21 protein-coding genes are annotated in these 24,781 nt (G+C 65.1%); all 21 read right to left on the bottom strand.

Going from position 1 to position 24,781, the window contains the following annotated elements; all coding sequences use genetic code 11:
* Positions 1-112: 112 nt before the first annotated feature.
* Positions 113-1,396 carry a dihydroorotase gene (locus ACR42D_RS00775; protein WP_484564970.1) on the bottom strand — a complete coding sequence of 428 codons (1,284 nt, stop codon included), beginning with the start codon at positions 1,394-1,396 and terminating at the stop codon, positions 113-115.
* A gap of 250 nt (positions 1,397-1,646) precedes the next feature.
* Positions 1,647-2,576, bottom strand: a complete 930-nt coding sequence (locus tag ACR42D_RS00770) for an aspartate carbamoyltransferase catalytic subunit (protein WP_484564969.1) — start codon at positions 2,574-2,576, stop codon at positions 1,647-1,649.
* Positions 2,577-2,598: 22 nt separating this feature from the next.
* The gene (locus ACR42D_RS00765) at positions 2,599-3,729 is read right to left on the bottom strand and encodes an amidohydrolase family protein (protein ID WP_484564968.1); all 1,131 of its coding nucleotides are present in this window, start codon (positions 3,727-3,729) and stop codon (positions 2,599-2,601) included.
* A gap of 216 nt (positions 3,730-3,945) precedes the next feature.
* Positions 3,946-4,962 carry an elongator complex protein 3 gene (locus ACR42D_RS00760; RefSeq protein WP_484564967.1) on the bottom strand — a complete coding sequence of 339 codons (1,017 nt, stop codon included), beginning with the start codon at positions 4,960-4,962 and terminating at the stop codon, positions 3,946-3,948.
* A gap of 50 nt (positions 4,963-5,012) precedes the next feature.
* Positions 5,013-5,954, bottom strand: a complete 942-nt coding sequence (locus tag ACR42D_RS00755; protein WP_484564966.1) for a class I SAM-dependent methyltransferase — start codon at positions 5,952-5,954, stop codon at positions 5,013-5,015.
* The gene (locus ACR42D_RS00750) at positions 5,954-6,775 is read right to left on the bottom strand and encodes a glycosyltransferase family 2 protein (protein ID WP_484564965.1); all 822 of its coding nucleotides are present in this window, start codon (positions 6,773-6,775) and stop codon (positions 5,954-5,956) included. The genes ACR42D_RS00755 and ACR42D_RS00750 overlap by 1 nt, the downstream gene beginning before the upstream one ends.
* Positions 6,776-6,780: 5 nt before the next feature.
* On the bottom strand, positions 6,781-7,722 hold the full coding sequence (locus tag ACR42D_RS00745; RefSeq protein WP_484568428.1) for a GDP-L-fucose synthase family protein: 942 nt from the start codon (positions 7,720-7,722) through the stop codon (positions 6,781-6,783).
* A 6-nt stretch (positions 7,723-7,728) separates the two neighbouring features.
* A complete protein-coding gene (locus ACR42D_RS00740; RefSeq protein WP_484564964.1) occupies positions 7,729-9,225 on the bottom strand; it encodes a hypothetical protein in 1,497 nt (498 codons plus the stop codon).
* Complete coding sequence (locus tag ACR42D_RS00735; protein ID WP_484564963.1) at positions 9,213-9,908, bottom strand: acylneuraminate cytidylyltransferase family protein; 696 nt, start codon at positions 9,906-9,908, stop codon at positions 9,213-9,215. The genes ACR42D_RS00740 and ACR42D_RS00735 overlap by 13 nt, the downstream gene beginning before the upstream one ends.
* A 24-nt stretch (positions 9,909-9,932) precedes the next feature.
* Positions 9,933-10,748, bottom strand: coding sequence for an NHL repeat-containing protein (locus tag ACR42D_RS00730; protein WP_484564962.1), 816 nt, complete (start codon positions 10,746-10,748; stop codon positions 9,933-9,935).
* Positions 10,749-10,752: 4 nt separating this feature from the next.
* A complete protein-coding gene (locus tag ACR42D_RS00725) occupies positions 10,753-11,631 on the bottom strand; it encodes a glycosyltransferase family 4 protein (protein WP_484564961.1) in 879 nt (292 codons plus the stop codon).
* Positions 11,632-11,684: 53 nt separating this feature from the next.
* Positions 11,685-12,272 (bottom strand): class I SAM-dependent methyltransferase, encoded by a 588-nt coding sequence (locus ACR42D_RS00720; RefSeq protein WP_484564960.1) that lies wholly within the window; start codon positions 12,270-12,272, stop codon positions 11,685-11,687.
* Complete coding sequence (locus tag ACR42D_RS00715; RefSeq protein WP_484564959.1) at positions 12,262-13,644, bottom strand: B12-binding domain-containing radical SAM protein; 1,383 nt, start codon at positions 13,642-13,644, stop codon at positions 12,262-12,264. The genes ACR42D_RS00720 and ACR42D_RS00715 overlap by 11 nt, the downstream gene beginning before the upstream one ends.
* An 88-nt stretch (positions 13,645-13,732) precedes the next feature.
* Entirely contained in the window at positions 13,733-14,977 is a 1,245-nt protein-coding gene (locus ACR42D_RS00710; RefSeq protein WP_484564958.1) for a glycosyltransferase family 4 protein, read from the bottom strand.
* Positions 14,978-14,987: 10 nt separating this feature from the next.
* Positions 14,988-17,606, bottom strand: coding sequence for a radical SAM protein (locus ACR42D_RS00705; RefSeq protein WP_484564957.1), 2,619 nt, complete (start codon positions 17,604-17,606; stop codon positions 14,988-14,990).
* A 2-nt stretch (positions 17,607-17,608) separates the two neighbouring features.
* Positions 17,609-18,580, bottom strand: coding sequence for a glycosyltransferase family 2 protein (locus tag ACR42D_RS00700; protein WP_484564956.1), 972 nt, complete (start codon positions 18,578-18,580; stop codon positions 17,609-17,611).
* Complete coding sequence (locus tag ACR42D_RS00695) at positions 18,573-19,979, bottom strand: B12-binding domain-containing radical SAM protein (RefSeq protein WP_484564955.1); 1,407 nt, start codon at positions 19,977-19,979, stop codon at positions 18,573-18,575. The genes ACR42D_RS00700 and ACR42D_RS00695 overlap by 8 nt, the downstream gene beginning before the upstream one ends.
* Positions 19,976-21,025 carry a glycosyltransferase family 4 protein gene (locus ACR42D_RS00690; protein WP_484564954.1) on the bottom strand — a complete coding sequence of 350 codons (1,050 nt, stop codon included), beginning with the start codon at positions 21,023-21,025 and terminating at the stop codon, positions 19,976-19,978. Before ACR42D_RS00690 ends, ACR42D_RS00695 begins: the two co-directional genes overlap by 4 nt.
* A gap of 10 nt (positions 21,026-21,035) precedes the next feature.
* The gene (locus ACR42D_RS00685) at positions 21,036-22,022 is read right to left on the bottom strand and encodes a class I SAM-dependent methyltransferase (RefSeq protein ID WP_484564953.1); all 987 of its coding nucleotides are present in this window, start codon (positions 22,020-22,022) and stop codon (positions 21,036-21,038) included.
* 95 nt (positions 22,023-22,117) lie between these two features.
* Positions 22,118-23,149 carry a glycosyltransferase gene (locus tag ACR42D_RS00680; RefSeq protein WP_484564952.1) on the bottom strand — a complete coding sequence of 344 codons (1,032 nt, stop codon included), beginning with the start codon at positions 23,147-23,149 and terminating at the stop codon, positions 22,118-22,120.
* A 292-nt stretch (positions 23,150-23,441) separates the two neighbouring features.
* Complete coding sequence (gene gmd, locus ACR42D_RS00675; protein WP_484564951.1) at positions 23,442-24,536, bottom strand: GDP-mannose 4,6-dehydratase; 1,095 nt, start codon at positions 24,534-24,536, stop codon at positions 23,442-23,444.
* Positions 24,537-24,781: the final 245 nt, after the last annotated feature.

The following is a 24,781-nucleotide window of genomic DNA, read 5'->3' as shown; positions in this document are numbered from 1 at the left end:
CTCCGTTCTCGGACGAACGGCCTGACATTGATTCGTTGCAAGGTGGCGCCCTGCGGGCTGGTTTCGCCCCGGCGCTGTTCCCGGGCTCGTGGTCGGCCGACGGGAATCCCTGCTATACAATCTTTTTCCCCGCAATGAAATGGGTTTTTACCCGTCCTTTCAGCGCGGAACCGAGCAAAGGCGTGTTTTTTCCCTTGGAATGCAGGGTGGAGGCCGAAACAGTCCACTCCTCGTCCTCGTCGAACAGAAAAAAGTCCGCCGGATCGCCGGGCACGAAGGTGTTCACCGGCAGGTTGAAAACCTTGCACGGGGCCGTGGTCCAGGCGCGCAGGAACGTCTCACGGGTCAGGACGCCGTCGCGCACCAGCCCCCAGGTCACGGACAGGGCCGTGTCCAGGCCGGAGATGCCGCACGGGGCCACGTCGAACTCGGTCTCCTTCTCGTGGCCCGCGTGGGGCGCGTGGTCCGTGGCCAGACAGTCGATGGTCCCGTCGTTCAGGGCCTCGATCATGGCCAGCCGGTCGTCCTCGGGCCGCAGGGGCGGATTGACCTTGGCCGCCGTGTCGTACTCGGTGCCTTCGGCCTCCAGCACGGCCTCGGTCATGGTCAGGTAGTGCGGCGTGGTCTCGGCCGTGACCTTGACCCCGCGCGCCTTGGCGAAGCGGATCAGGTCGGCGGACTTGCGGCAGGAGATGTGCGCCAGGTGGATGGGCAGGTCCAGGTACTCGGCCAGGAGGATGTCGCGGGCCACCTGCATGGCCTCGGCCACGTCCGGCTGGCCGGGCAGCCCGAGGCGGCTGGACACCTCGCCCTCGTTCACGCCCACGCCCACGCCCAGGTACGGATCCTCGCAATGGTCGATGACCACGCGGTCCCAGTCGGACGCGTACTCCACGGCCAGGCGGAAAATCTTGGTCGACTCGATGGGCACGCCGTCGTTGGAAAAGGCCGCGCAGCCCGCCTCGGCCAGCTCGGCCATGGGCGCCAGTTCCTGGCCCTTGAGCCCCTTGGTCAGCGCGCCGATGGGGAACAATCTCGGCCCCTTGGGCCAGTACTTGCGGGCCTTGTCGAGCATCAGCTCGGTGACCGAGCCGTTGTCGTTCACCGGCTTGGTGTTGGCCATGCACATGATGTTGGAGAACCCGCCCCAGGCGGCCGCCCGCAGGCCGGACTCCACGTCCTCCTTGTACTCGAACCCGGGCTCGCGCAGGTGCACGTGCACGTCGGTCAGCGACGGCAGCAGGGTCAGCCCGTAGGCCTCCTCCACATGCGCCTCGCCCGCGTCCAGGGACTCGGCCGAGGGTTTCACCTCGACGATCTTGCCCTTGGAGACGAAAACATCCACGTCTTCGCCGTTGAGATTGGCGCGTCTGACTATCAAATCGATCTTGGCCATATTGAGCCTCCTGTGTGTGCCTCCGGCGGCCCTGCCGGGGGCCCCTCCGGGGGCTTAAGAACCTTTTGAAAAAGGTTCTTAAGAATCTCCAAAATTTTTTATTGCCGCTTCGCGGGGTGCGTTATCCGCGAACATCCTGTTTTCCAATGAACCCCTTCGCCGAAGGCGACACAGAGTTTCCAAAGGGGGGCCCGCTTCTTTGGCCGCCGGAGGCGAAGTCACCCGACTATCGCCGCCGCAGGCGGCACCCCTACTCTTCGCCCTTCCTGGTCATGTACAGGAACAGCAGGGCCATGCGCACGACCACGCCGCTGGCGACCTGATCGAGCACCAGGGAGCCTGCCGAGTCGGCCAGTTCCGAGCTGATTTCCACGCCCCGGTTCATGGGGCCCGGATGCATGATGCGCACGTCCGGGTTGGCCAGCTCCAGGTGTCGCGCCCCCAGGCCGAAGGTCCGGGAATATTCGCGCAGGTCGGGCAACAGGCCGTCCTTCTGGCGCTCCAGCTGGAGGCGCAGGCACATGACCGCGTCCACGCCCTTGACCGCCTCGTTCAGGTCGGAGAAGACCTTGACCGGCCAGGTTTTCAGCGCCGGGGGCAGCAGGGTGCGCGGCCCGCACAGCCGGACCTTGGCCCCGAGCCGGGTCAGCAGGATGACGTTGGACCGGGCCACGCGGCTGTGGGCGATGTCGCCGAGGATGAGGACGGTCTTGCCCGCCACGTCGCCCCACTCCTGGTGCAGGGTGAAGGAGTCGAGCAACGCCTGGGTGGGGTGCGCGTGCCTGCCGTCGCCCGCGTTGATGACCGAGCAGTCCAGCCGATCGGCCAGGAACCGGGCCGCGCCCGAGCACCAGTGCCGGATGACGATGGCGTCCGGGGCCATGGCCTGGAGCGTCAGGGCGGTGTCCTTGAGGGACTCGCCTTTGGTCAGGCTGGATGAGCTCTTGGCCAGGGAGAAGGTGTCGGCGGACAGCCGTTTCCCGGCCACGTCGAAGCTCGTCTTGGTGCGCGTGCTCGGCTCGGCGAAGAAAAGCACCACGCTGCGGCCCTTGAGGGTGGGCACCTTCTTGACCGGCCTCTCCTGCAGTTCCTGGAACCGCCCCGCCGTCTCGAAGATCGCCATGACCTCCGGTTTGGAGAGCTGGGACACGTCCAGAAGGTCCTTGTGTAACCATTTCATACCGTTTCTTTCCTCCGGCATCCTAGAATAACGCTTGCAGAGTCTCCGGAACCCGGGCGAAGGCCGCGGCCTTGCCCGGCTCCAGCGTGCCGAGGGTGTTGCCCGCGCCCAGGATGCGCGCCGGGTTGCGGGTCACCATGGCGAGCACGTCGTCAAGGGACAGCCCGCCGTTGAAATTTTCCTTGAGGTACTGGGCCTCGTTCCACAGGTCGAGGTCGGTGTTCGAGGCCAGGGAGTCGGTGCCCAGGCACAGGGGCGTGCCCGAGGCGAACCACTGCTCCCACGGGGCGCGGCCCACGCCGATGAACTCGTTGGAGCGGGGGCACAGGCAGACCGTGGCGCCGGATTGGCGCACGGTGTCGATGTCATCACTCGTGACCTTGACGCAGTGCACGGCCAGGGTGGTCTCGTCCAGCAGGCCGAGCGTGGCGGCCTGCTCCACCGGGCGCTTGCCCGGCGGCTCGAAATCGAGCAGACGCCCGCGTGCCTGGAGCAGATCCAGAAAGGCGCTCGGCCGGCCCGCCATGATGGCCGCCTCGTCGTCGTGCTCGGCCAGGTGCAGGGAAAAGGGCAGCCCCTTTTCGCGCGACTCGGCCTTGGCCGCCCGGAGCACGTCGCGGTGGGTGGTGTAGAGCGAGTGCCCGGCCACGGAGATGAAGCCCGCCTCGAACTCGCCGGACGGGATGAAGGTCCGCTTGGGCACGGTCTCGCCGATGGCCTCGCAGAAGACCGCGAAAAAAAGGCCGGATGCTTCGAGCATTCCGGCCATCTCCTTGGCGAAACGGGTGGCGATGTCCCCGACCATGACGGTGCCGGTTCGCTTGAGCTCGTCGACGGCCTGATCGAGCAGGTCCGGTTCGAGATCGAAGATGGGCTGTTTGAGCAGGTCTTCCACCCAGGTGACGAACCCCTGGCCCGCGGGGCACTTGCCGCGCAGGTGGGCCAGTTCGAGATGGGAATGGGCGTTGACCAGGCCGGGACACAGAAAAACGTCCCCGAGATCGAGGACGCCGCCGGTATGGACCTTACGCAGGGAATCGAAGGTGCCGACTTCCCTGATGATCCCCTGTTCGACGAGGATGGCGGCGTCTTGGATGACGGGCGCGCCGGGTATCATGGTCGCGGCTCTGGCCGCGCGAACGAGTTCAACCATTTCGGTTAATTCGTCTCCCCTGCTTTCGGTTCAATGTCTGCGGTGAAGTGCCCGCGCACGGGCTGAGAATATTTCGTAGTATGTTTTGCGACCGGGGTAAAGGAAAACCGGCAAAACCCCTGGCGGCCGCCCCTGCCGTTCGCCGGGCCCGCAAAACCGCATTTCACGCCGGAATGCGCGCCGTGATTCGGCTGCGGACCTTGATGGCGGGCGGTATTATTTCAGGGAGAACACTTCCGCTTCCGCGAAACGGATCGTCCCCTCGATGAACCCCAGTTCGAAATAGGCCGGGGCCAACTCGCGGGCGTGGCCGAAGAACTCGCCCGAGTAGCGGCGCGGCACTTCGAGCAGGGACGGGCGCTGGCCCAGTTCCCGGACCTTGCCCTTGACGACTTCGAACAGGGCCAGGGCGCGGGCGGATTGGCCCAGCGCGGGATGATGCGGCCCGGCCAGGATATTTTCATCCAGGGTCGGCTCCGGTGCCAGCCCCAGGCGGATGACCCGGACTCCTTTTGCCCAGAGCACGGGCAGGGCCTCGGCCAGTTCGCGCACCGCGCGGTCCGTGGTCCACGGAACATAGCCGCCCCGCTCCCACAGGTCGGCCAGGGGCGTGCCCCGAACCACCAGACAGGGATAGAGCCGGGCCGTCTCGGGCGAAAGAGCGGCGGCAGTACGCACGTCGGCCTGGAACAGGCCGGGCCGGTCGCCGGGCAGGCCGGGCAAAAGCTGGATGCCCAGGCCAAGCCCGGAATCGCGCACCATGTCACAGGCGGCCAGGGCGGTCTCGCCCGAATATCCCCGCCCGGAGGCGCGCAACGCCTCGTCGTCAAAGGATTGGATGCCCAGCTCGACCATGTCCAGGCCGAAGGAGGACAGACGCGTTAGGCCGTCCGGGGCCACGCAATCCGGCCGGGTGGAGCAGCGCACGCGCGTAATCAGACCGCGTTCCCGGAAACGCGCCGCGAGATCAAGAAAGCGCTCGGGCCACGGCTTGGGCAACGCCGTGAACGTGCCGCCGTAAAAGGCCAGCTCATAGGGACCGCGCCCCCGCTCAAGCGCGCTATGAAGATCGCCTTCCAGGGTGTCGAGGATGACTGCCAGGTCCGCATGGTCCCGCCCGGTCTGCTTGTCCTGGGCGCAGAACACGCAGCGGTACGGACAGCCCGCGAACGGCAGAAAGACCGGCCAGATACGGACGGAGGCGGGAGCGGGCTCGGGGTGGGTGAAGCGCATGGGCGGAGGATACGGGCTTTCGCCGCGTTTTGCATCCCCTGCCGCGCGGGCTACCTGGGTCCGTCGGGGCACCCGTAGCGACCCACGTGGACCCAACCCACGAACTCATAGTAGCGGTAGAAGTCCTTGAGCCGTTCCTTGCCCAGGGTCTCAAGGGCCCCGGCCATGGCCTCCTCGTGGACCGAGGCGATGACCACCGTGCCGGGAAAGTCCCGGACCCCGGCAAAGGGAACGAGCGGACACCCGAAGGCGCTGCCCGGCTCCGTGGCCGTGGAATTGGTGAAGGCCACGGGCACGTCCTTGCCCCAGACCTCCCGGATGCAGTCCAGAACCTGCTTGCCCGCCGAGCCCGAGCCGTAGATCAAGAATTCGCCCAGGTCGCCGGTCCGCTCGTTCAGGGACGCCCAGGCGTCCGCGTATTCGGGAGCCGGGCGCTTCTGGTTCCACCGGGGCAGGAGCACGCCCTCGCGCTCCTTGCGAAAGGCCATCAGCACGGACTCCCGCCCGACGAAGGAGTACAGGGGCTCCCGCATCAGGCTATCCACGGCGTGCTCCACGGCCATGACGCCCGCCTCGCCGTACTCCGCTTCCGTGCCGGTGTAGTCGTGAAAGACCATAAGGCCGCCGACGTTGAGGTGGCGGTGCCAGGCCAGCACGTCCAGAGCTATGCCCGACTGCGCCCCGTCCGGGCCGATGCGGGGGAAACCGTGATCACCGTCCACGAACAGGAAGTCGAGCTTGCCGCCCGGCCACGCCTCGCCGGCCGTCACGCTGGACCCCTTGAGTACATGGCAGTTGGGCGCCTTCAGTTGTTCGAGCGCCTTTTGATAGTAGGCGTCGTCCGGGAAGATATCCATGGAATAGAAGTTCCCGCCGTGCTCCGCGACGTGATCGAGCAGGATCTCGGTGCTGCCTTCGCCGTGGAAATAGCCGATCTCGGCGACGTCCCCGCGGATCCCGTAGGCATCCAGCAGTCGTTTCAAATAGCGCATCACGAATCTCCGGCGGCGGATTTGCGACTTCGGGCGAAGGCTCGGGCCGTTTCGACCAGTTTGCGGGATTCGGCGAAGAGCTTGTCCATGCCTGCGGACGAGTGGACGTCCTTGGTCCGCTGGTCATGGCTCCGGACGGAATAGAGGACCTTGGGCACATGGTGGAAGCGGACGCCGTTCATGGCGAAGCGCAGGTAGCACTCGTGGTCGTTGGCCGTGTAGGCCTCGTCGTACAGGCCGTACCGGTCGTGCAGGGCGAGCTTGTACAGCTTGGACACGCCGCAGAGGTACCAATCGCAGAAACTGGCTTCGAAGCTGTAGTCCGGCAGCCGGAATTCCCGCAGGATGCGCATGGCGTCGTCCACGATGAACATGTCCGAATAGGCGAAATCCACGTCCCGCTCCTCGAGGGCCGAGGCCAGGGTGGAGATCATCTGCGGGTGGCAGATGTCGTCCGAGGCCACGTAGGTGCCGTACTCCCCGGTGGCCGTCTTAAAGCCCAGGTTGTACGAAGGCGTGTGGCCCAACCGCTCCGGGTTTTCGATGACGACCAGTTCTCTGCCCTCGCCGCGGTAGCGCCGCTCTTGCGTGCGGCTGACCGAGCCGTCCGCCTCGGCCTTGGAGGCGTAGGAGACCATGTCCCGCTCGATGCCCGCGGCGAACTCGGCGAGCACGGCGGACGTATCGTCGGGCGACGGATCGGCCACCACCACGATCTCGAGCTCGGGGTAATCCTGGAACCAGATGGAATCCAGACATGCGCCGAGATACTCGGCCTGGTTGTAGGTCGGGACGATCACGGAAACCTTTTTGTGCCGCATGGCGCTCACTCTCCCTCTCCGCAGACGTTGTCCAGAAACCACCGGTAGGTCGCGGCCAGCCCTTCCCGGAAATCTATGGAGGGCTTCCAGCCCATGGCCGTAATCCGGGAGACGTCCAGCGCCTTGCGCGGGGTGCCGTCCATGTCCGCCGAGCCGAAACGGACCTTCCCGACGTAGCCCACGACCTCGGCGATCCGCTCCACCAATTCCGCGATGGTCATTTCCCGGCCCGAGCCGATGTTCACGAGTTCCGCGTCGGAATAGCCGCCCATGAGGAAAACCAGGGCGTCGGCCAGGTCGTCCACGTGCAGAAACTCCCGCGTGGCCCTGCCCGTCCCCCAGACCTCGACCTCGGGAGCCGCGTTGACCTTGGCCTCATGGAAACGGCGAATCAGGCCGGGGATGACGTGGGAATTCTCGGGGTGGAAGTTGTCGCCCGGACCGTAGAGATTGGTCGGCATGACGCTGATGGCGTCGAACCCGTACTGCCTGCGCAGGGCCTGGCAGTGCGTGATGCCCGCGATCTTGGCCACGGCGTATGCCTTGTTGGTGGGCTCAAGCGGCCCGGAAAGCAACGCGCTTTCGACGATCGGCTGTACCGCGTCCCTGGGGTAGATGCACGAGGAGCCGAGAAACATGAGCTTGCGCGCGCCGTTGGCAAAGGCGGCGTCGATGACGTTGGTCTGGATCAGCAGGTTGTCCCGGATGAAGTCCGCCGGATATGTGTTGTTCGCGTGGATGCCCCCGACCTTTGCCGCCGCCAGAAATACGTACTCCGGCCGCTCGTCTGCGAAGAACCGCCGCACGGCGGCCTGGTTCGTCAGGTCCAGCTCGGCATGGGTCCGCTTCAGAATGTCGCCGCACCCCTCGGCCTCCAGCCTGCGCACCAGCGCGGCCCCGACCAGGCCCCTGTGTCCGGCAACGTATATTTTCGAATCACGCTTCATCATGAATTAATCGCCTCGCTGTCGGCCGTTGCAACGGCCCGGCTCCTGTTTCGCTCTGAGCGCATTGATCCGCGCATTGACCAGTTCCGCGTTCACTGCGTCGCGAAGATATCGCAGTTCATTGAATTCCGCCATGTTGCCGCCGAGGTGGGTGTCGTTGGTCTTGTTGATGAGAAAGTCGAACGCGAACAGCTTGCCCTCAAGCGCGGCATCCTCCCGCAACAAGGACGGCGGGACGGGATTCTCCAGGCAGGCGTCGTCGACCATTGAGGCGGCGGCCGCCGGCTCCAGCCCGCAGTCCATACGTTCTCCGATCAGGTCCAGCTGGGTCCTGATAAGGGATATCCCCTCCGGGAGCGGCACCCCGTACGGGCCGTCCTCGAGGGTCACCCCCTCAGCCAAATCAGAGGCGTAACCGCCGGAGAAAACGCCCATGGCGGAGAAGATGTCCGGGAATTCCTGGCGACCGTGTACGAGCTTGCCGGTCTTGCAGTTGTACGCGTTGTTCCCTTCCCAGCGGAGCACGCCGTCTATGGCCGGGAAGTGCGTCTTGCTGTGATAGATTCCGTCGCTGATGTTGTTGCCGGACAGGATGGCCACGCCGCTGCACTGCGGGGCGGCGACCTCGACCAGGGTCTCCCGCCCCTTCAGCGGCTTTACCGTTCGCTTCGCGCCGGGAATGAACCCGCTCCCGTCAAAGGGGACGACCAGCAGGAAGTCCGCGTCCGAAAAATCCCCTTCGCTGATTTTCAATACCCGGGACCGGGACGGCCCCCGATCCGTCAGTACCGTGCGCGACCCGAAGAGGTTCACCGAATCCACCGCCCCGTCCACATGCGACGGGTCGAACAGGAACGAGACGCTGGACGCCTCCCGGGCCGCGCGCAGCCCGATGGGCCCGAACCCCGGCCGGGGCTCGGGACAGGACGCGCACGCGGACACAACCTTGCACGAGAACCGGATGGAGGAGATGTCCTCCGGGTTGTCCCAGTGGACCGGGGCCGAGACCCGTGCGGAGGAATCATTTGCCGGTTGCAGCCGCAGCACCACGTCCATGTCCGTCAGACGCCGATACAGGTTGTAGCGGCAGGGGTTGCCCTTTTCGGACAGCACACCGCAGACAGTCGCGTCCCTGGCTTCGACTTCGCGCGCCATGCGGTCGACGAACGCCGGCGTGACCCCGATGAGGTTCCAGTTCGCCACAAGCACCCTTTCATTGCCATGGACGGCAAGAAAGGCCCGCAGCGCGGAGGCGGAGCCGGGAGGCAGCATGGACCGCCCTTCGTCGTCCGGGCTCTCGGCGGGGAGAACGTCGGATACACGTCTCTTCCTGAGCCGCTCGCGCAACGCCCCGTCGTCGCTGGCCACGATGACCCCGTCGATGTTCTCCGCTTCGAGGACGACGGCCGCGAGGCGCTCCAGATGCCCGAGGAGGGTTTCCCCCCCCACGAACGGGATATAGCTGCTTCTAAAACAGGGGATCAGGGCCTTCATGGGAACCACACCTCGTTGATCCGGCACGATCCGGCGACGCTGTTGGCCAGGGCCAGATCCTCATAGGTGTCGATGTCGATATTGGCGACCGGGTTGTCGACGGTATGGATATACGGCGTGTTGGAACTCACCGTCCGGCAGTTGTAGCCGACGAAGAGCCCTGTCGTGCTCTTGTACGCGACGGCGTCGCCCGTCAGGTCGCTCGGCGTCCCGCCGGGCAGCGGTCGGATCCGGCCCGACGAATCGATGACGCAGAACTCCCGAGGAAACATCTCGCTTTTCGCGGTGAAGGTCGGCGAACATCCGCCCAGAAGCCTGGAGACGAGAAAATCGATCATTCCGGGCGGCCGGAACGGGCTGGTCGGGTACAGCGAAACCACTATGTCCGTGACGATCCCGATATCGAGCAGCCGCCCCAGCGTGTAGTCGATGGCGCTGCCGATCAGGGCGGTGTCGCCGGCGAGCGCCTTGGGCCGAAGTCCGGGGACAAGGGCCCCCAGCGAGGTCGCCACATCCCGGATCTCCTCGTCATCCGTGGATACCGCCACGGTGTCGATGAGCGCGGCCCCGCGCGCGGCCCGGATGGAATACTCGATCAGGGGGCGTCCGTCGACCAGCGCCAGGTTCTTCCTGTGGACCCCCTTGGATCCTCCCCGAGCGGGGATTATGGCCGTCACATGCGGTTTCGACACGCCTCTTCTCCAGCGATGCAGCGATTAAAATTTCCCGGACCACAGCTCATATTGGAATATCCTCATGCTGTGGGAGCAGCACACAAGGAGCCGACCTCCGGCCAGGGCCATGTTTTGGGGGCATTCCATGTAGCGACCGTCCGCTCCGTACGAAGAGGACCGAAAGGCCAGGTTGGGGCCCAGGATCTTTACGCACTTGTTCGACGAATCGCTCACGGCCAGCATGCGGCCGGGGAGCTCGAGGACGCTGTGCGGGTAGTTGAACTGCGTGTCCCCGGGGCCGTGGGACCCGTACGCCCCCAGGGGAATGCCCCCCGCGTCGAGTTCGAGGATCTTCCCGTTGCCCGAATTGGCGACATACAAACGGTCGCCGACCTTGGCGATGCCTACGGGATGGTAGATTTCGCCTGGGGCGAACCGTTCGACGATCTCACCGTCCCGGACGCGGGCTATGCTGTTGTCGGCGTATTCGGCGACATAGCAATCCGGCCCGTCGAAGCAGAATCCGGCGGGGTTGGCAAGTCCCGACACCCTGGTTTCGTGTTCTCCGCCATGAGAGACGAGGCAAAGCTCGCCCCTGCGGGCGTCCGTATAGTACACCTCCCGCCCGGCGGCGCGCATGTACCGGATTTCGGAACCGGGTATCTTCAACTCCCGGAAGGCGTCCGTCCGCATGTTCCAGCAGTACAGCGTGTCCCGCAGCGGCTTGCCGGACATGTAGCACCAGCCGTCGTCGGAGACGGCGAAGGCCACCATGCTCTTTATCCTGAAGCGCAGGATGGGGTGGAGGTCCACGACGCCCTGCGGGCGTATTATGCTGCTGAAGATGTTGGTGGACATGATGCTACCGCTTTCCGCCTTGCAGCGCTTCGCCGATATGGTCCAGATACGCCTGGAAATTCTTTTCGTAATCGAAGTGGGACAACGCCCGCGCCCGCGCCATGGCCCGCATCTCCTCCAGGCTGGACACGACCTTGTCGAGTTGCGTCCGGAAGGTCTTTGCGGTGACCGCGCAGCCGCAGTCCCCGACGAGTTCCGGCGTGCCGCCGCTGTCCCGGTACAGCACGGGAAGGCCGGTGGAAAGCGCCTCGATGACAACATTGGGACAGGGGTCGTTCTCCGCCAGGTGCATGTACACATGGCAGCCGCCCAGGACCCCGGGCAGTTCGTGGTTGGGGACCAGCCCCATGTAGCGGACGTTGGGCAGGTCCGTCCGGTTCGGGAACCGTCCGCAGAGCACGAATTCGACATCGGAATTGTCCGCCGCCAGCGCGCCGATGTCGCCGGTCCCCTTTCGCGGGTTCGTGCTGAAGCTGGTCACGCACACCCGCACCGGCCCCATGGCGGGCGGGGATGCGGCCGGCTTGAACAGGCCGCAGTCCGTCGCGTTGTAGACGATGGGGCCGTCGTTGCCGATGATCGGGTACTTCAGCACGGTCGAATAGCGGGAGTATTCGCTCTGGAAAATGGTCAGGTCGGCGAGGGTGTTGATCTCCCTCTGCCGCTCGTCTCCCACCTCGTAGTTCCCATAATCCCGCGTGGAGCCGTCGATGCGGTGGACCACCAGGGCGCTGGGCAGCCGGGCGATCAGCCCCCTGACCTCCTCGACGGGCGTCGCGAAGGAGTTGAGGAACAGCACGTCCTGGGAGCCGTCGGGCTCCACGTCGCAGGGGATGTCCCGGCTCTCCAGGAACCTCCTGAAAAGACGCAGGAAGGTGAACATCCCGCCTTCCGGCCTGTCTTGTATGGGAATACAGAAGTGCATGGCCCGCCCGCTTACTTTTGCCACATGGACACGTAGTTGATTTCGTGAAAGTGGAATATCTTCGATTTGACCTTGCGGAACCGGCCGCCGAAGTAGGCGTCGATCTCCTTCTCGCTGTATTCCTTCACGTGGTAGCTGTCCTGGATCTTGCCCTCCTCGAAAAGCGGCGTGCTAACGACGACCCGGCCTCCGGGGGCCACGGATCGCTCGACATTGTCCAGCAGCCGGAGCGGATCGCGGACGTGTTCAAAGATATCCACCACCAGCACGAGGTCGAAGGACCGGTCGAGCGGATCGTAGGCGGACTGGAGCAGAAAAACGTTGGGCGTCTCCCTGTTCATGTCCCGGGCGAGGCGGATAGCCTCCGCATTGGTGTCCACGCCCCAGACCGTCGCGTTGCGTTCCCGGTGGAGGCGGTTGGCGACCAGGCCGTCGCCGCAGCCCATGTCCAGGACCTCGAGGTCCGGTCCGGCCCAGTCCACGACCAGGTCCACGATGGCCTGGTAATAGTTCGGGTCCTCTGCATTGTAGAGGTCCCAGTGGTACGCGCCCTTCTTCTCGTACTTGTCGAAGACGATTTCAGCTTCGCTACTCCGCATCGAAAACTCCTTTCAGCAGTATGTCCGCCAGCATCGCGCCGTTCTTGTAGTTGCCAGAGCGTTCATTGAAGGAAATGTCCACGAAGTCGTCCGGCACGGTCATGCGGGAGATGGGGAACAGCCTGTAGATGATGTTGAACAGGGGCACCTCCTCCCGTTTCGGGAAGACGAACTGGTCGTACAGGCTCTTCGACGACCGGTGATTCCGGAAGATATCCATCTCCTCGGCAATGGTGGCGAAGTAGGTGTGCGGAAACGGCGTCGCGATGTGAACCTGGGGTATGTCCCCGAGCTCCTTGTGGAACTGCAGCGACTCGATGGCGAGCTCCACGGTTTCGCCGGGCGAACCCAGAATCCATTGGCCCAGAACCGAAATCTCCGCTTCCTGGAGCAGGGCGACCCCCTTCCTGATGTCGTCGTTGCCGACCCGTTTCTTCAGGATGGTGTTCCGGAACCGCTCGTTGCCGCACTCGATGCCCAGGGAGGTCATCATGCAGCCGGAATCCTTGAGCGCCTGGACCACCTCGGCGTCCAGTTCGTCCGCCCTGGCCTGGCAGATGTAGCCCAGCCCGGGGAATGTTTGGGTGAACTGCTCCGCGTATTGCAGGAACCAGCCCTTGTCCGCGAGGAAGGTGTCGTCCTTGATCCGTATGGGCGGCACGTCCTCCAGCCGCCTGGGCGCGGACTCAGGCAGGTTTTTCAGCTCCATTTCCACGATGCCCGCGATCTCTTCGAGGATGTTCCCCACGCTGCGCTTGCGGTAGTACTTGCCGTGCCCCTGCTTTTTCAGCGATGGCGTGCAGCAGAAGCTGCAATTGCCGGTGCAGCCCCGACCGGTGAACAGCCCCAGGTAGCGGAGGCCGGTCCGGTCCATGGGCAGTGCGTCGAGATCCTGGACCCAGGCCCGGGTGGGGTTCCTGTGCACGGTCCCGTCCTCTTTGACCCACAGGTTCTCTATGCCGGTGATGGCCTTGTTTTCGGCCAGGCCCTGGCAGAGCTCGAGCATCGGGTACTCGCCCTCGCCGACGCATACGGCGTCGACGAACGACTTGGCGATGACCTCCTCCGGGCACAGGGTGGGGTGCACGCCGCCGAACAGGATGAAGGCCTCCGGCAGCCGTCTGCGCACCTCGGCGGCCATGAGATACTGGTCTTCGATGTCGAATGAGCTGGCGGAAAAGCCCACGATATCGGGTTGCTGCGCAACGAGATCGTCCATGGCGATAAACCGGTGGAAGCCGCTCGCGGGCTTTTCGCCCAAGGTCCTGTCGATGCCCTGGTATATCCCGTTGCAGGAAAAACCGCTTTTCTTGAGCAGCCCCATGATGAACAGGGGTCCCAGTGTCGAGCTTCCAATGAATGTTATGTGCATAGCCAATGCTCCTGTTTCGCCGATTCTTCGGTTGAACCCTGCGCACGCCCCTGATGCATGCGTCCCGACGCCGTGTGCGCCGTGAAAATCATTTTACGACTTCCTCATACAATTCAAGATATTGCCGCGCCACTTTGAGGATGTCGAAGCGGTCCTCGGCGTCCACGCGCCCGTTGCGCCCGAGCTCGGCCAGGCCGCCGTCGGCGAGCAGCGAGAGGATGCCCTCGGCCAGTCCTTCGGCGGTCGGTTCCGGCACGAGCAGGCCGTTGCGCCCGGTGCGCACCATGTCGCCCATGCCGCCGACGTCGAAGGCCGCCACGGGCACGCCGCAGGCCAGGGATTCGAGCACGGTGTTGGCCATATTCTCCTGCAGGGACGGTGCGATGAAGACATCCGCCGCATTGTAGGCCAGGCACAGCGTCAGGTTGTCCTCCAGCCGCCCGAGATAGTGGGTCCGGAACCCGAAATCCACGGGCTGGGCAGGCTCGGAGGAACCGAACACCACCAACTCCACGTCCTTGCAGGCCGGGTTCGCGGCGATGGACCGCAACGCCTCCTGGAGCAGGTGCACGCCCTTGCGCCGGTCGGCCAGGGCATGGGCGGCGCCGAACAGGAGCAGAGTCTTGTCACGGGGCAGCCCGAGGACGGAGCGGGCCGTGTCCTTGTCCATGGGCCGGAAATGGTTCAGGTCCACGCCGTTGGGGATATTGGTCACGTCCGCGTCGCGGAACAGTGCGCTGCGGCGGGCCTCCTCGCCGATCCAGCGGCTGGGGGCGGCCACGTGCACGGTCACGTCGGCCCACGCTTTCTTCTTGCGGTTCAGGATCCAGCGGGACATGTCGCGCTCGCGCCCGCTGTGCAGGACGGGGCAGTCGCCGCAGCCGTTCTCGAACCTCCGGCAGTCCCCGTTGTAGTGGCAGCCGCCGGTCATGGCCCACATGTCGCGGAAGGTCCAGACGATGGGCTTCCTGAATTTGGCCAGGGTCTCGATGCGCAGGAACCCCGCGCTGACCCAATGCAGGTGGATGAGGTCCGGGTCGATGGCCCGCACCGCTCCGGCCAGGCGGTCCGGCACCCAGTGCGGCGAGAACGGGATGCGGTCGCGCCGGGAATGGATGAGGTTGAGCGGCAACAGGTCGAAATAACGGCGCAGGGGCGCGGCGTGCCGGAGCAAGGGGCTCGAGGTGGTCGTGACCGCCGGATTGTCCCCGGACTTCTCCTGCACGTATTCCACGGCGTCCACGCCGATGCGGCGCAGAGCCGTGAGCAGCTTGTAGGTGCCGCGACAGGCCCCGCCGAGGAGGTCGTAGGTGCTGAGGAACAATACCTTCATCGGACGGCCTCTAGTTGACTTCGGCTTCCGCCGGGTGGTTGGCCAGAGCCTCGGCCAGGCGGGGGGCCAGTTCTGGGGCCTCGGCGTCAAGCTCCGCCAGGTAGGACCGCGCGTCCTCGGCGGTCACCGCGCCGTCCTTCAGGGCTGCGGCATACCCGGCCACGGCCATGTGGTGCATGCCGATTCCGCGAAAATAACGGGCCTGCTCGGCGGACAGGCTTTTGCCCGTCTTCGTGTGGTCCAGGCACGCTCTGGCCGCTTCGAGCCACTTGTCGGCGCGCTCGCCGTCACGCTCGCCCCTGAACTCGTCACCGGCCGAATGCATACCTGAGAAGAAACCGGCCAGGGCGTACAGAGCCATGGCGGGCCGACGCTTGACCGCGTTCTCGAAGAACGGCTTGGTGTATACCTCCACCGGGTCGTTGAGGCTGCGGCATTTCTCCATGGACCGCTTGTACTTGAGGAACACGGCACGGGCGCTGCGGCCCGAGATGTGGCGGCCCAGGACGCGCTCCACGATGACGGCCGCATGTCCCTTGTCCATGATCCGGCCCTCGAAGTCGCGGTCGCAGCCGATGGTGTCCTTATAGCGGACGTCGCCGACGCGCTCCCGGTCGAAGAGCTTCACGAACGGAATCCTGCCGAGCAGGTCGTCCTTGAGGTAGGCGCGGGCCAGAAAGCAGTCCTCGTTCCCGCGCATGGTGTCGTACAGGGTTTCCACGCAGTCCTGGGCGAGGACCATGTCCGCGTCCACGTGGAGATAGTATTTGGTTGTCGCCCGTTCGAGCATCCGGTTGAAGGCCCGGTGCATGGGGGTGACGTTGTCGACCACCTCGATACGGCCCGGACGCATGGTCTGCCGCTCAAGGCTCGCCAGGCAGTCCTCGAAGGTCTCCTCGTCCGTGCGGCAGATGACCGCCGTGATCTCGGGGTTGACCTCGCCCGGTCCGGCCGGGGCGTCGCGCAGGGTGCGCAGGACGTCGGTGAACCCGACCCCCTGTCCGGCGAGCAATGCGCCGAACCTGCCCTGCCCGGCCAGTTCGGCCACCAGGACGACGGCTCCGGGGTTCTCCGCCACGCAGGCGGGCACGCCCCCGTCGACCGGGAGTTCCGTGGCCGTCGCCAGGACCTCGGCCTTGAGCTTGGCGCAGAGGTCGGCCGCGTCGTCCACCAGGACGTCATCGCCGAGGATGACCACCTGGCCGCCCACGGACACCGCCTCCAGCACCGCGTCGGTCATCAGGTCGTGCGCCCGGTTCCGCTTGTCCTTCAGGGCGCGGGCCTGCTCCACGTACTCGGCCAGATCGTCCCGCTCGTTCTCGCGGTCGATCTCGTTCCAGGACTTCTGTTCGATCATCAGATCCACTGTGGGGCTGAACCGGCTCGACAGGTGGTCGAAAATGGCGTTGGGAAAGTCGCCGTCGTCAAGAATGGACTCGCGCCGCTCGCGCACGTTCTCCTGCTCGCCGAGGACCAGGCCTTCGGAGTAGGCGTAGTCGCCGAGCACCGTGTTCTTATAGGGATAAAAGGTGTTCAGGCTGCGCCAGGAGGTCTCGGCCAGAGCGTTGACCCGCATGGTCTCCAGGAACATGCGCGGGGTTTCCCCGGGCAGCCGGATCAGGTTGTAAGACTTGACGTTCAGCCCGGCCTCGCGGGCCTCGTGGATGGAGCTGACCAGCTTCTCGCGGGTGAAGCTGCGCTTGAGCACGGTGTTGCGGTAGGTGTCGTCCCCGGACTCCACGCCCATGCCTACGACGAAGCAGCCCGCCTTCTTCATCATGGCGAACTCCTCGGCCCCGCAGATGGCCGGGCGCACGTTGCAGGCAAACGGCATGCCGATCCAGCGGGAATACTCGCCGATGAACTCGTGGAACCATTCCTTGTCCAGCGGCAGGATGTCGTCGTCGAAGAGCACGTTTTTGACCTGATAGTGGGTCAGAACCGCGTCCAGCTCGGCCAGGGCGTTCTCCACGGAACGCAGGCGGAAATACTTCCCGCTGCCCAGCCTGCTCAGCGAGTCGTTGGAGCAGTAGGTGCACTTGAACGGGCAGCCCCGGCTGAACAGGAACCGGGCGGACTCGTAGTCCGCGTCGATGATGCGCTGGTAGTCGAAGCCGATGCGCTCCGGGAAGGGAAGCGCGTCCAGATCGCGCATGAACGGGCGCTGCCCGTTTCGGACCACCGTGCCGTCGGCCAGCTTGACCCACATGTTGCGGATGCCGGTGTACGCCTCGCCCCTCTCCATGCAGGCCAGCAGCTCGGCCATGGGCTCCTCGCCCTCGCCGATGACAATGGCGTCGAACGGGGCGTCGCCGAGAAATTCGTCCTGGCACAGGGAGACGTGCACGCCGCCGCAGACGTGGGGCGCGTCGCAGACCGTCCGCAACGCCCGGGCCACGGCCTGGACGTAGCTGAACTGGGACGAGACCGAGCTGTAGGCCACCAGGTCGGGCCGGAACCGCTTGGCCTGCTCCACGGCGGCGGCGCGGCCCGCATCCAGGTCGGTCAGGTAGGCCAGTTCGATGTCGTGCCCCAGCCGCCGGGCATAGGCCATGATCGAGGCTAGGCCGTAGGGATAGGCCAGGGTGTGGTCCACGTTGATGTGCGTGTAAACGAATAATATCTTCATGCCTACCCTGCCTGCCCAGCGGTTTGCACCCGGATCACCGGATGCTTTGAACGGGCCGCGGTCCTGTCTTTGACCAGGTCCAGACACCGGGCGTCGTGCCGTGGGGAGAGGACCACCTCATCCGGTTCATACAATTCGAGCGCGCGGTCCAGATGCAGGCCGATGGCCTCCGCATCCTCCACCGCCAGCCCCACGCCGTGCTCGGGCAGCGCGCTCCGGTCGTCCACGAGATACAGGCTGCGCGGCCCGGCCCCGCGGCCGCCGTCCATCAGCGCGTCGTAGGCGTTGCCCATGGAAAACCGGCCCACGAAATCCCGGATGCGCTGCTGCTCCACAGTCCTGAGGGCCTGTATCTGGCTGCCGTGGAGCCGGTAGCGGTAGAGCTTCTCGGGCAGGTTGCCCGCCCTGGTCACGCGGGTCATGCGGAACCACAGCTCGTAGTCTTCGCCGTGCACGAACACCGAGGCGTACCCGCCCGCCCGCTCGCACGCCGCCCGGCGCATCATCACGCTGCCGTGCACGAACTGGTTGTAGTCCGGCAGGCAGCGAACGATGTCTTCGTGGGCCACGTGGGGGGTGATGCAGCCGACCTCGTCCCCGGCCTCGGATATCTTGCAGGCATAGGTGCCGAGCAGCCCCACCTCGGGATGGGCGTCGAGATGGGTTATCTGCCGGGCGAACCGCTCGGGATGGGAGACATCGTCCGCGTCGTGGCGGGCCACCAGTTCGGTCCCGGCGGCCTCGAGCATCCGGTTGAGGCTTTCGACCACGCCCCGGTTCTCCTGCTCGAACACCCGCAGGCGCGAATCGCCGCACCGGGCCAGGATCTCGGCGGTGCCGTCGGTGGACCCGTCGTTGCACACGAACAGCCGGAAATCGCCGCAGGTCTGGGCCAGGATGGAGTCCAGGGCCTGCTGCAGAAAACGTTCGCCGTTGTACACGGGCATGAGCACGGTCAGGCGCGGATCAGCCATGGGCCGCCTCCCGCCGCCGGGCGCGCAGCAGTTCCTTGCGCGCAGCCATGTCGTAGGCCGCGCTCAGCCGCTTGACCGTGTCGTGGAACCGCCGCTGGATGGCCAGCCACGGTTCGGGCTCCACCTCGGTCAGGTTGAGGGGGAACCGGCTGTGGTGGAACAGCTCGGACCAGGAGACGTTCAGCCCCTTCAGCCGGTCCTCGGCCGCCTTGTACAGGGCGGTGCCGGGGTACGGAGTGAGCAGGGAGACGATGGGGTACGCCTTGATGGTGGTCAGCAGGTCGTAGGTCTTTTCGATGTCCGCCTCGGTCTCGCCGGGGAAGCCGATCATGAAGTAGGCGACCACGCCCAGGCCCATGGAATCGGCCATATCCACGGCGGCCATGGTCTCCTCCAGAGTGCCGGGTTTGCGGATGGCCTCGCGGATGGGCGGCGAACCGCTCTCCACGCCCATGTTCAGCTGCAGGCAGCCCGCGCGCATCATGCGCTCGAGCAGCGGCCCGTCCACCAGCCGGGCCTGGGTGTCCGCGCTCCAGAAGAAATCGGGCATCTTCTCCAGCTCGTCGCACAGAGCCAGGATGCGCTTGCGGCTGGCCGTGAAGGTATCGTCCACGAACCGGACCTCGCGCACGTTGTGCTCGTCGCGCAGCCGGTGGACCTCGGCCATGACGCGCTCCACCGAGCTGAAGCGCACCTTGCCGGGCCAGAGATTCTTGGTGGCGCAATAGGTGCATTTGCCGGGGCAGCCGCGCGCCGTGGCGATGATCGCCTTGTTGTAGTGCTGGGCGTGCGGGTTGATGACCGAGCCGTAGTCCGGCAGGGGCAGATCGTCCATGGCCAACGGTTCCGGCATGGTCAGGGGCGGAATCGCGGAGGAGCCCTCGCGGACCCACACGCCGGGGATGCCGCACCCGTCGCCGCCGCCGGCCAAATCGGCGACAAGATCGGTCATGGCCCGTTCGCCCTCGCCGGGGACGGCGAAGTCAGCGCCCAGGCCGATCAGGGTTTCGCCCGGCAGCAGGGTGACGTGCACGCCGCCCACGGCCACGGGCACGCCGGGCGCGGCCTCGCGGATGAGGGCCATGCACTTCTTGCCATTCTCGTATTCCGGGGTCATCAGGGTCATGCCCACCAGGTCGGGCCTGAACTCCTCGATCACCCGCCTGAGCAGGCCGTAGGCGCGCTCCTCGGCGTCCGGCACCTGTTCGCCCTCGATAAAGACATACTCGTCCACGGGCCGTCGGCCCTCCCAGAAGTCCGCGTTGAACACGCCCACTTCCTCGACAACGTCGGCCGGCAACCGCTTGAGGGCCCCGGCCAGGTAAGCCAGGCCGATAGGGAAGGAGGCGGTGCCGGTGGTCAGGCTCGCCCAGGGCGGTTTGATCAGCAGCACTCTCATGACGCCTTCTCCATGGGTTGGGCAGCGCCGCCCAGCACGGCCCGGAAAAATTCGGCGTACCGGCGCACGGTCAGGGAGATATCCAGGTCCCGGGCGCGGTCCAGGGCGCGTTGCCGGTATTCGTCGTAATTATCCACGATGTCCATGACGGCCTCGGTGAACCGGGCCTCGTCCAGGCGGGCGATCTCGCGCCAGGCGGTCTGGTAGGGCCTCGGCTCCAGGTCGTCCGCGCCGCCTTCGACCACCACGCCGCCGTCCCCCACCAGTTCCGGAATGCCGCCGGAACGTTCACAGAGCACCGGCAGCCCGCTGGCCAGGGCCTCAAGGACCGCGTTGGGGCAGGAGTCCCGGTAGCTGGGGAAAAAGCAGATGTGCGACGCGGCCATGAGCCGGGGCAGCCGCGCCCGGGGCTGGTTGCCCAGAAAATGCACGTTCGGCCGGGGTTGCAGGACCGCGTCCCCGTATTCGTCCTGCAACGCATCCACCAGATACGGCGGGTAGTGCAGCAGCCCACCGGCGACCAGGAGCTTCCAGCCGGGCCTGTCCCAGGCGCGAAACAGGCGCAGGGCCTCGTGCAGCCGCTTCTGCGGATGGATGGCCCCGGTGAACAGCAGGCGCGCGCGGTCCGGGCGGAAGGTGGACCGGCGGGGCCGGAACAACCGATTGTCCACACCGTTGTGGATGACGGCCCACGGCTTGTCCACCGGCTTGCCGTAGTAATGAGTGATGAAGCGGCGCGAGAACTCCGACTGGAAGACGACGGCGTCGGCCCGGTCGATGGCCTCGAAGATGGGCGCGTTCAGACCGGGGTAGTCGATGGCCGGGTCATGGTAGATGTTGTCCAGCCGCAGGATCTTGGGGATGCCCCGGCTGTCATAGCGGCGCGCGGCCTCCTCGGGAATGTGCACGAAAAACAGGGCCGCATCGACCTCCTCCCGCATGTCCGCCGTGAGATCGAGGTCCTGCGCGTTGCGCAGGAACGCATTGGCGAAGGCCGTGGGCCCGCCGATCCTTTCCGAAGGTTTGTAGGGAAAGAAAATGCGCATTTAGCGTCTCCTACGGGTGCAGCCGGGCCACGAACTGGACCACGCCGAACTTGTCCTGGAGCACCTCCACCTTGCCGCAGGCCGCTTTCAGATAATCGATCAGGGCGTCCGCGCTTTCCCAGGCCAGGGCCTCGCATTGCTCGGCGCGCATGCCTCTGCCGAACTCGAAAAAGCAGAGTCCGTCGCGCCTGGAGATGCGCTTGGCCTCCCCCAGGAACCGATCCAGGTAGGGCAGATGGTCGATGACGTTGCAGTACACCAGATCGAACAACCCGTCGGGCCATTCGAGACTGTGGGCGTCCCCGTAGACCACATAGGGATTGTCGTTGCCCGGATACAGGTCGATGCCGATGCCGTTGTGGCCCAGGTCGCGGTACGCCTTGACCTCCCAGCCGGAACGGGCGCCGATGCACATGACGCTGGCCCCTTGCGGGAGCAGCGGGGCCACGGTCTCGAAACGGGCCTTGAACCGGGGGTAGAGCAACCGTTCGGTGTCCTGCCTTATCTTCTCCTCGTCGTTCATGTACTTGGAGCACTGGATCCGAACGTAGTCCTCGTAGCTCTCGTACTGGCGCACATAGAACCCCTGCCCCGAATCGGTCCAGTTGCGGGTCTGCCGCATGCGGGCCAGAACGTCAGCGGAAATGTCGGTGGCAACGCCGTCGCTGGTCAGGTAATGGATTTCCTCCACACCGCGGATGAAATAAACGAAGGACATGATGTCGTTGCCCGCCGGACGCAGGGCCGGGGCCTCGACCAGGATAACTATCGTCCTGGGCCGTATCTCCGTGTTGATCACGTCGACGACATCCGTGTGCCGCCACTGGGAAAGGGGCGGCTCAAAGCGCACGGCCCGGCTGAATTCCTCCCCGGCGTCCAGCCCCTCGGGGCACACCAGGACCGAATTCTCGGGGCGCATCCCGAACCGCTCCAGCGCTTCAACGAGCCGCTCGCACGTGGTGTCGCACGAATCGGTGATAATCATGAAATCCGCCATGCGTTCCTCCGTCTGGTTGTAGGCGGGATGGTCGACCCCGCCTCTGATCCCGTTGAGGCCCCCGATCGGAAAGGACACGCGCCTTTCCCCCGCCATCAATCCGTTTCGCCCAGCGCCGAGCGGATAGCGGCGGCGTAGCGTCGCGCCACGACCTCGGTGGCGTATCGTTCCAACACGTCCTCACGGGCCCGTAAGCCCAGCCGGTTCCGCAGGGCAGGATCGGCGAAGCATTGTTCCAGGCAGGTCCTCCATTCGTTCCCGGTGGAGGCGATGAAACCGCTCTCCCCGTGGCGGACGGCCTGCAGGTAAGAAGGTTGGGGCGAGGCCACGACAGGCACACCCTGGGCCAGGAAGGTGGTCACCTTGAACTCCGTGTGTCCCAATTCATAGGCGTTGTTGAGCACCTTGGGGGAAATGCCCAGGTCGCACTCCAGGATGTCCGCCGGGAACCGGTCGTAATCGTAGGGCCTGTACTCGTACTCCACGCCGGGCACAAACCGGGGAGGCTCGTTGGAAATGAGCAGGAGCCTGATGGGATACCGCTTGGACAATTCGGCCAGGACCTCGTCCACGATGGCGAGGTGATAGCTCTTCACGGACACGCCGCACCAGCCGATGGTCAGCGGGTCGGCCGAACCGTGCTTCTTCAGGCCCCGGAACATCTCCGGGGCGATATTGTCCGTGACCACGTGCACGTTGCGGCTGTACCGCGATGCCACGGTGGCCAGATACGCGGAATCCGCGACCACGACGTCGGCCGCGTCGCACATGAAATGCGCGTGCTCCAGATGACGGGGCTTGGGCTTGAGATAGGCCTCGGTATGCTCACCCCAATCCTCGAGATAATTGACGTTGAGGTCGAACAGGACCGCCTTGCCGTGTTCCTTGTGCGTCCTGACCACGGCTTCCGCGTGGTCGAACTCGCGTAGGCCGAGTTTGGTGACGACGATGGCGTCGTAGAGAACGCCTTCCGTATACGGCTCGCACTGGCAGACGCCCGCATCGTGCAGTTCCCGCGCGATCCCCAGGAAGCGCATGCGGATATAGGTATCCACGGAGGAGACATCCGCATGCCTGCGGGGATCGTCGAAGAGCAGCCAACCCACTTTGTACCGGCCTGAACTCATTTTCGCTTCCTGGTTCCCTTACCTGGCGGCGTCCCGGCCGGTTCAATCGGCAAGGTGGTCAATATTTTCCGCTGGTTCCGCATACGACTTCAATTTCTTGACAGTATCCCCCGGCTCCCCGGCCGCCCTCTCCGGCAACCCTGGATCCGTGGTATTCATTAATTCAATTAACGATTTATCCTCGAAACGTCCCCGCTTCAGCGCAATAGTCCATCGTCCCCGCCGCAGGCATAACCCGCCCACATCCCGACGCTTGCAGAAAACATACCAGGGAATCGGGGCCGATTCGGGTCTACCGGCGCTCCCCACAGGGCGAATAGCCGTAGCCGTTTTCCCGGCAGAGCACTTCGGCCCCGGCCTTTTCCAGGTCGGAAGCGACCATTTCCGCGATCATGTCCACGAAGGAGATCTTGGGCGTCCAGCCCAGCCGCTCCCTGGCCTTGGCCACTTCGCCGGTCAGGCTGTCCACCTCGGTGGGACGGTAGTATCTCGGGTCGATCTTGATCAACTCGACACCACTTTTCATGTCGAAACCCACTTCTTCGACACCCTCGCCTCTCCAGGCGATGTCGTAATCCAGGCTGGCCCCGGCGATTTCCACCAGCTCGCGGACAGAGTAGCTCGTCCCGGTGGCGATGACGTAGTCGTCGGGCGTGTCCTGCTGGAGCATGAGCCACATCATTTCGGTGAAGTCGGCCGCGTGCCCCCAGTCGCGCCGGGCGTCGAGGTTGCCCAGCCAGACCGAGGACTCCAGCCCGGCCGCGATGCGGGCCAGGCCGCGTGTGACCTTGCGGGTGACGAAGGTCTCGCCCCGGCGGGGAGACTCGTGATTGAAGAGAATGCCGTTGCAGGCGTACATGCCGTACGCCTCGCGGTAGTTGGCGGTGATCCAGTAGGCATAGAGCTTGGCGGCCGCATAGGGGGAACGCGGGCTGAACGGGGTCATCTCGCTCTGCACCGCCGTCCCGGAATTGCCGAACAGCTCCGAGGTGGAGGCCTGGTAAAAACGGGTCTTGTCCACCAGCCCGAGGATGCGGATGGCCTCGAGCAGCCGCAACGGGCCGAGCGCGGTGGTGTCGGCCGTGTATTCCGGGGTCTCGAAGGAGACGGCCACGTGGCTCTGGGCGGCCAGGTTGTAAATCTCGTCGGGCTGGACTTCCTGCACGACCCGGATGAGGTTCGTGGCGTCGGTCATGTCGCCGTAATGCAGGATGAACCGCTGGTCCGCCTCGTGGGGGTCCTGGTACAGATGCTCCACCCGTTCGGTGTTGAACAGCGAGGCCCGGCGCTTCAGGCCGTGGACCTCATACCCCTTGCCGAGCAGGAGCTCCGCCAGATAGGAGCCGTCCTGCCCGGTTACCCCGGTGATCAAAGCCTTTTTCTTCATATTCTACCTATCACCGCCAACGGTTTCCCAATAAGTCCGCGCAACCTTCTCGTTTCAATCATCAACCGACTGTATGATTGTTCGGCACAAAAGCCAAATGTCTTAAGGTTTTTTGCCTCATTTTATTCACCGACCAAACGATACCCGACCCGAAGGCTGGGCAGGACGGCCTTTTCGACGCCATTTCCATGACGCCAGGATAAGACTTTGCAAGGATCGGGCCCACCTCGCGTCCATCCATCCCG

Source organism: Pseudodesulfovibrio sp. lm2024, assembly GCF_051175575.1.
GTDB classification, from domain to species: Bacteria; Desulfobacterota; Desulfovibrionia; order Desulfovibrionales; family Desulfovibrionaceae; genus Pseudodesulfovibrio; species Pseudodesulfovibrio caledoniensis.
The sequence above is the reverse complement of the archived record's forward strand: the minus strand, read 5'-3'. Positions and strand labels throughout refer to the sequence as shown.

What these genes read in the sequence shown, in the direction of transcription:
- ACR42D_RS00690 (WP_484564954.1), bottom strand. Translation starts at nt 21,025, where the DNA reads ATGCGCATTTTCTTTCCCTACAAACCTTCGGAAAGGATCGGCGGGCCC.
- ACR42D_RS00725 (WP_484564961.1), bottom strand. Translation starts at nt 11,631, where the DNA reads ATGTTCACCTTCCTGCGTCTTTTCAGGAGGTTCCTGGAGAGCCGGGAC.
- ACR42D_RS00745 (WP_484568428.1), bottom strand. Translation starts at nt 7,722, where the DNA reads ATGAAGCGTGATTCGAAAATATACGTTGCCGGACACAGGGGCCTGGTC.
- ACR42D_RS00715 (WP_484564959.1), bottom strand. Translation starts at nt 13,644, where the DNA reads ATGCACATAACATTCATTGGAAGCTCGACACTGGGACCCCTGTTCATC.
- ACR42D_RS00695 (WP_484564955.1), bottom strand. Translation starts at nt 19,979, where the DNA reads ATGAGAGTGCTGCTGATCAAACCGCCCTGGGCGAGCCTGACCACCGGC.
- ACR42D_RS00705 (WP_484564957.1), bottom strand. Translation starts at nt 17,606, where the DNA reads ATGAAGATATTATTCGTTTACACGCACATCAACGTGGACCACACCCTG.
- ACR42D_RS00775 (WP_484564970.1), bottom strand. Translation starts at nt 1,396, where the DNA reads ATGGCCAAGATCGATTTGATAGTCAGACGCGCCAATCTCAACGGCGAA.
- ACR42D_RS00750 (WP_484564965.1), bottom strand. Translation starts at nt 6,775, where the DNA reads ATGCGGCACAAAAAGGTTTCCGTGATCGTCCCGACCTACAACCAGGCC.
- ACR42D_RS00685 (WP_484564953.1), bottom strand. Translation starts at nt 22,022, where the DNA reads ATGGCGGATTTCATGATTATCACCGATTCGTGCGACACCACGTGCGAG.
- ACR42D_RS00765 (WP_484564968.1), bottom strand. Translation starts at nt 3,729, where the DNA reads ATGGTTGAACTCGTTCGCGCGGCCAGAGCCGCGACCATGATACCCGGC.
- ACR42D_RS00710 (WP_484564958.1), bottom strand. Translation starts at nt 14,977, where the DNA reads ATGAAGGTATTGTTCCTCAGCACCTACGACCTCCTCGGCGGGGCCTGT.
- ACR42D_RS00700 (WP_484564956.1), bottom strand. Translation starts at nt 18,580, where the DNA reads ATGGCTGATCCGCGCCTGACCGTGCTCATGCCCGTGTACAACGGCGAA.
- gmd (WP_484564951.1), bottom strand. Translation starts at nt 24,536, where the DNA reads ATGAAGAAAAAGGCTTTGATCACCGGGGTAACCGGGCAGGACGGCTCC.
- ACR42D_RS00720 (WP_484564960.1), bottom strand. Translation starts at nt 12,272, where the DNA reads ATGCGGAGTAGCGAAGCTGAAATCGTCTTCGACAAGTACGAGAAGAAG.
- ACR42D_RS00770 (WP_484564969.1), bottom strand. Translation starts at nt 2,576, where the DNA reads ATGAAATGGTTACACAAGGACCTTCTGGACGTGTCCCAGCTCTCCAAA.
- ACR42D_RS00680 (WP_484564952.1), bottom strand. Translation starts at nt 23,149, where the DNA reads ATGAGTTCAGGCCGGTACAAAGTGGGTTGGCTGCTCTTCGACGATCCC.
- ACR42D_RS00755 (WP_484564966.1), bottom strand. Translation starts at nt 5,954, where the DNA reads ATGCGCTATTTGAAACGACTGCTGGATGCCTACGGGATCCGCGGGGAC.
- ACR42D_RS00760 (WP_484564967.1), bottom strand. Translation starts at nt 4,962, where the DNA reads ATGCGCTTCACCCACCCCGAGCCCGCTCCCGCCTCCGTCCGTATCTGG.
- ACR42D_RS00730 (WP_484564962.1), bottom strand. Translation starts at nt 10,748, where the DNA reads ATGTCCACCAACATCTTCAGCAGCATAATACGCCCGCAGGGCGTCGTG.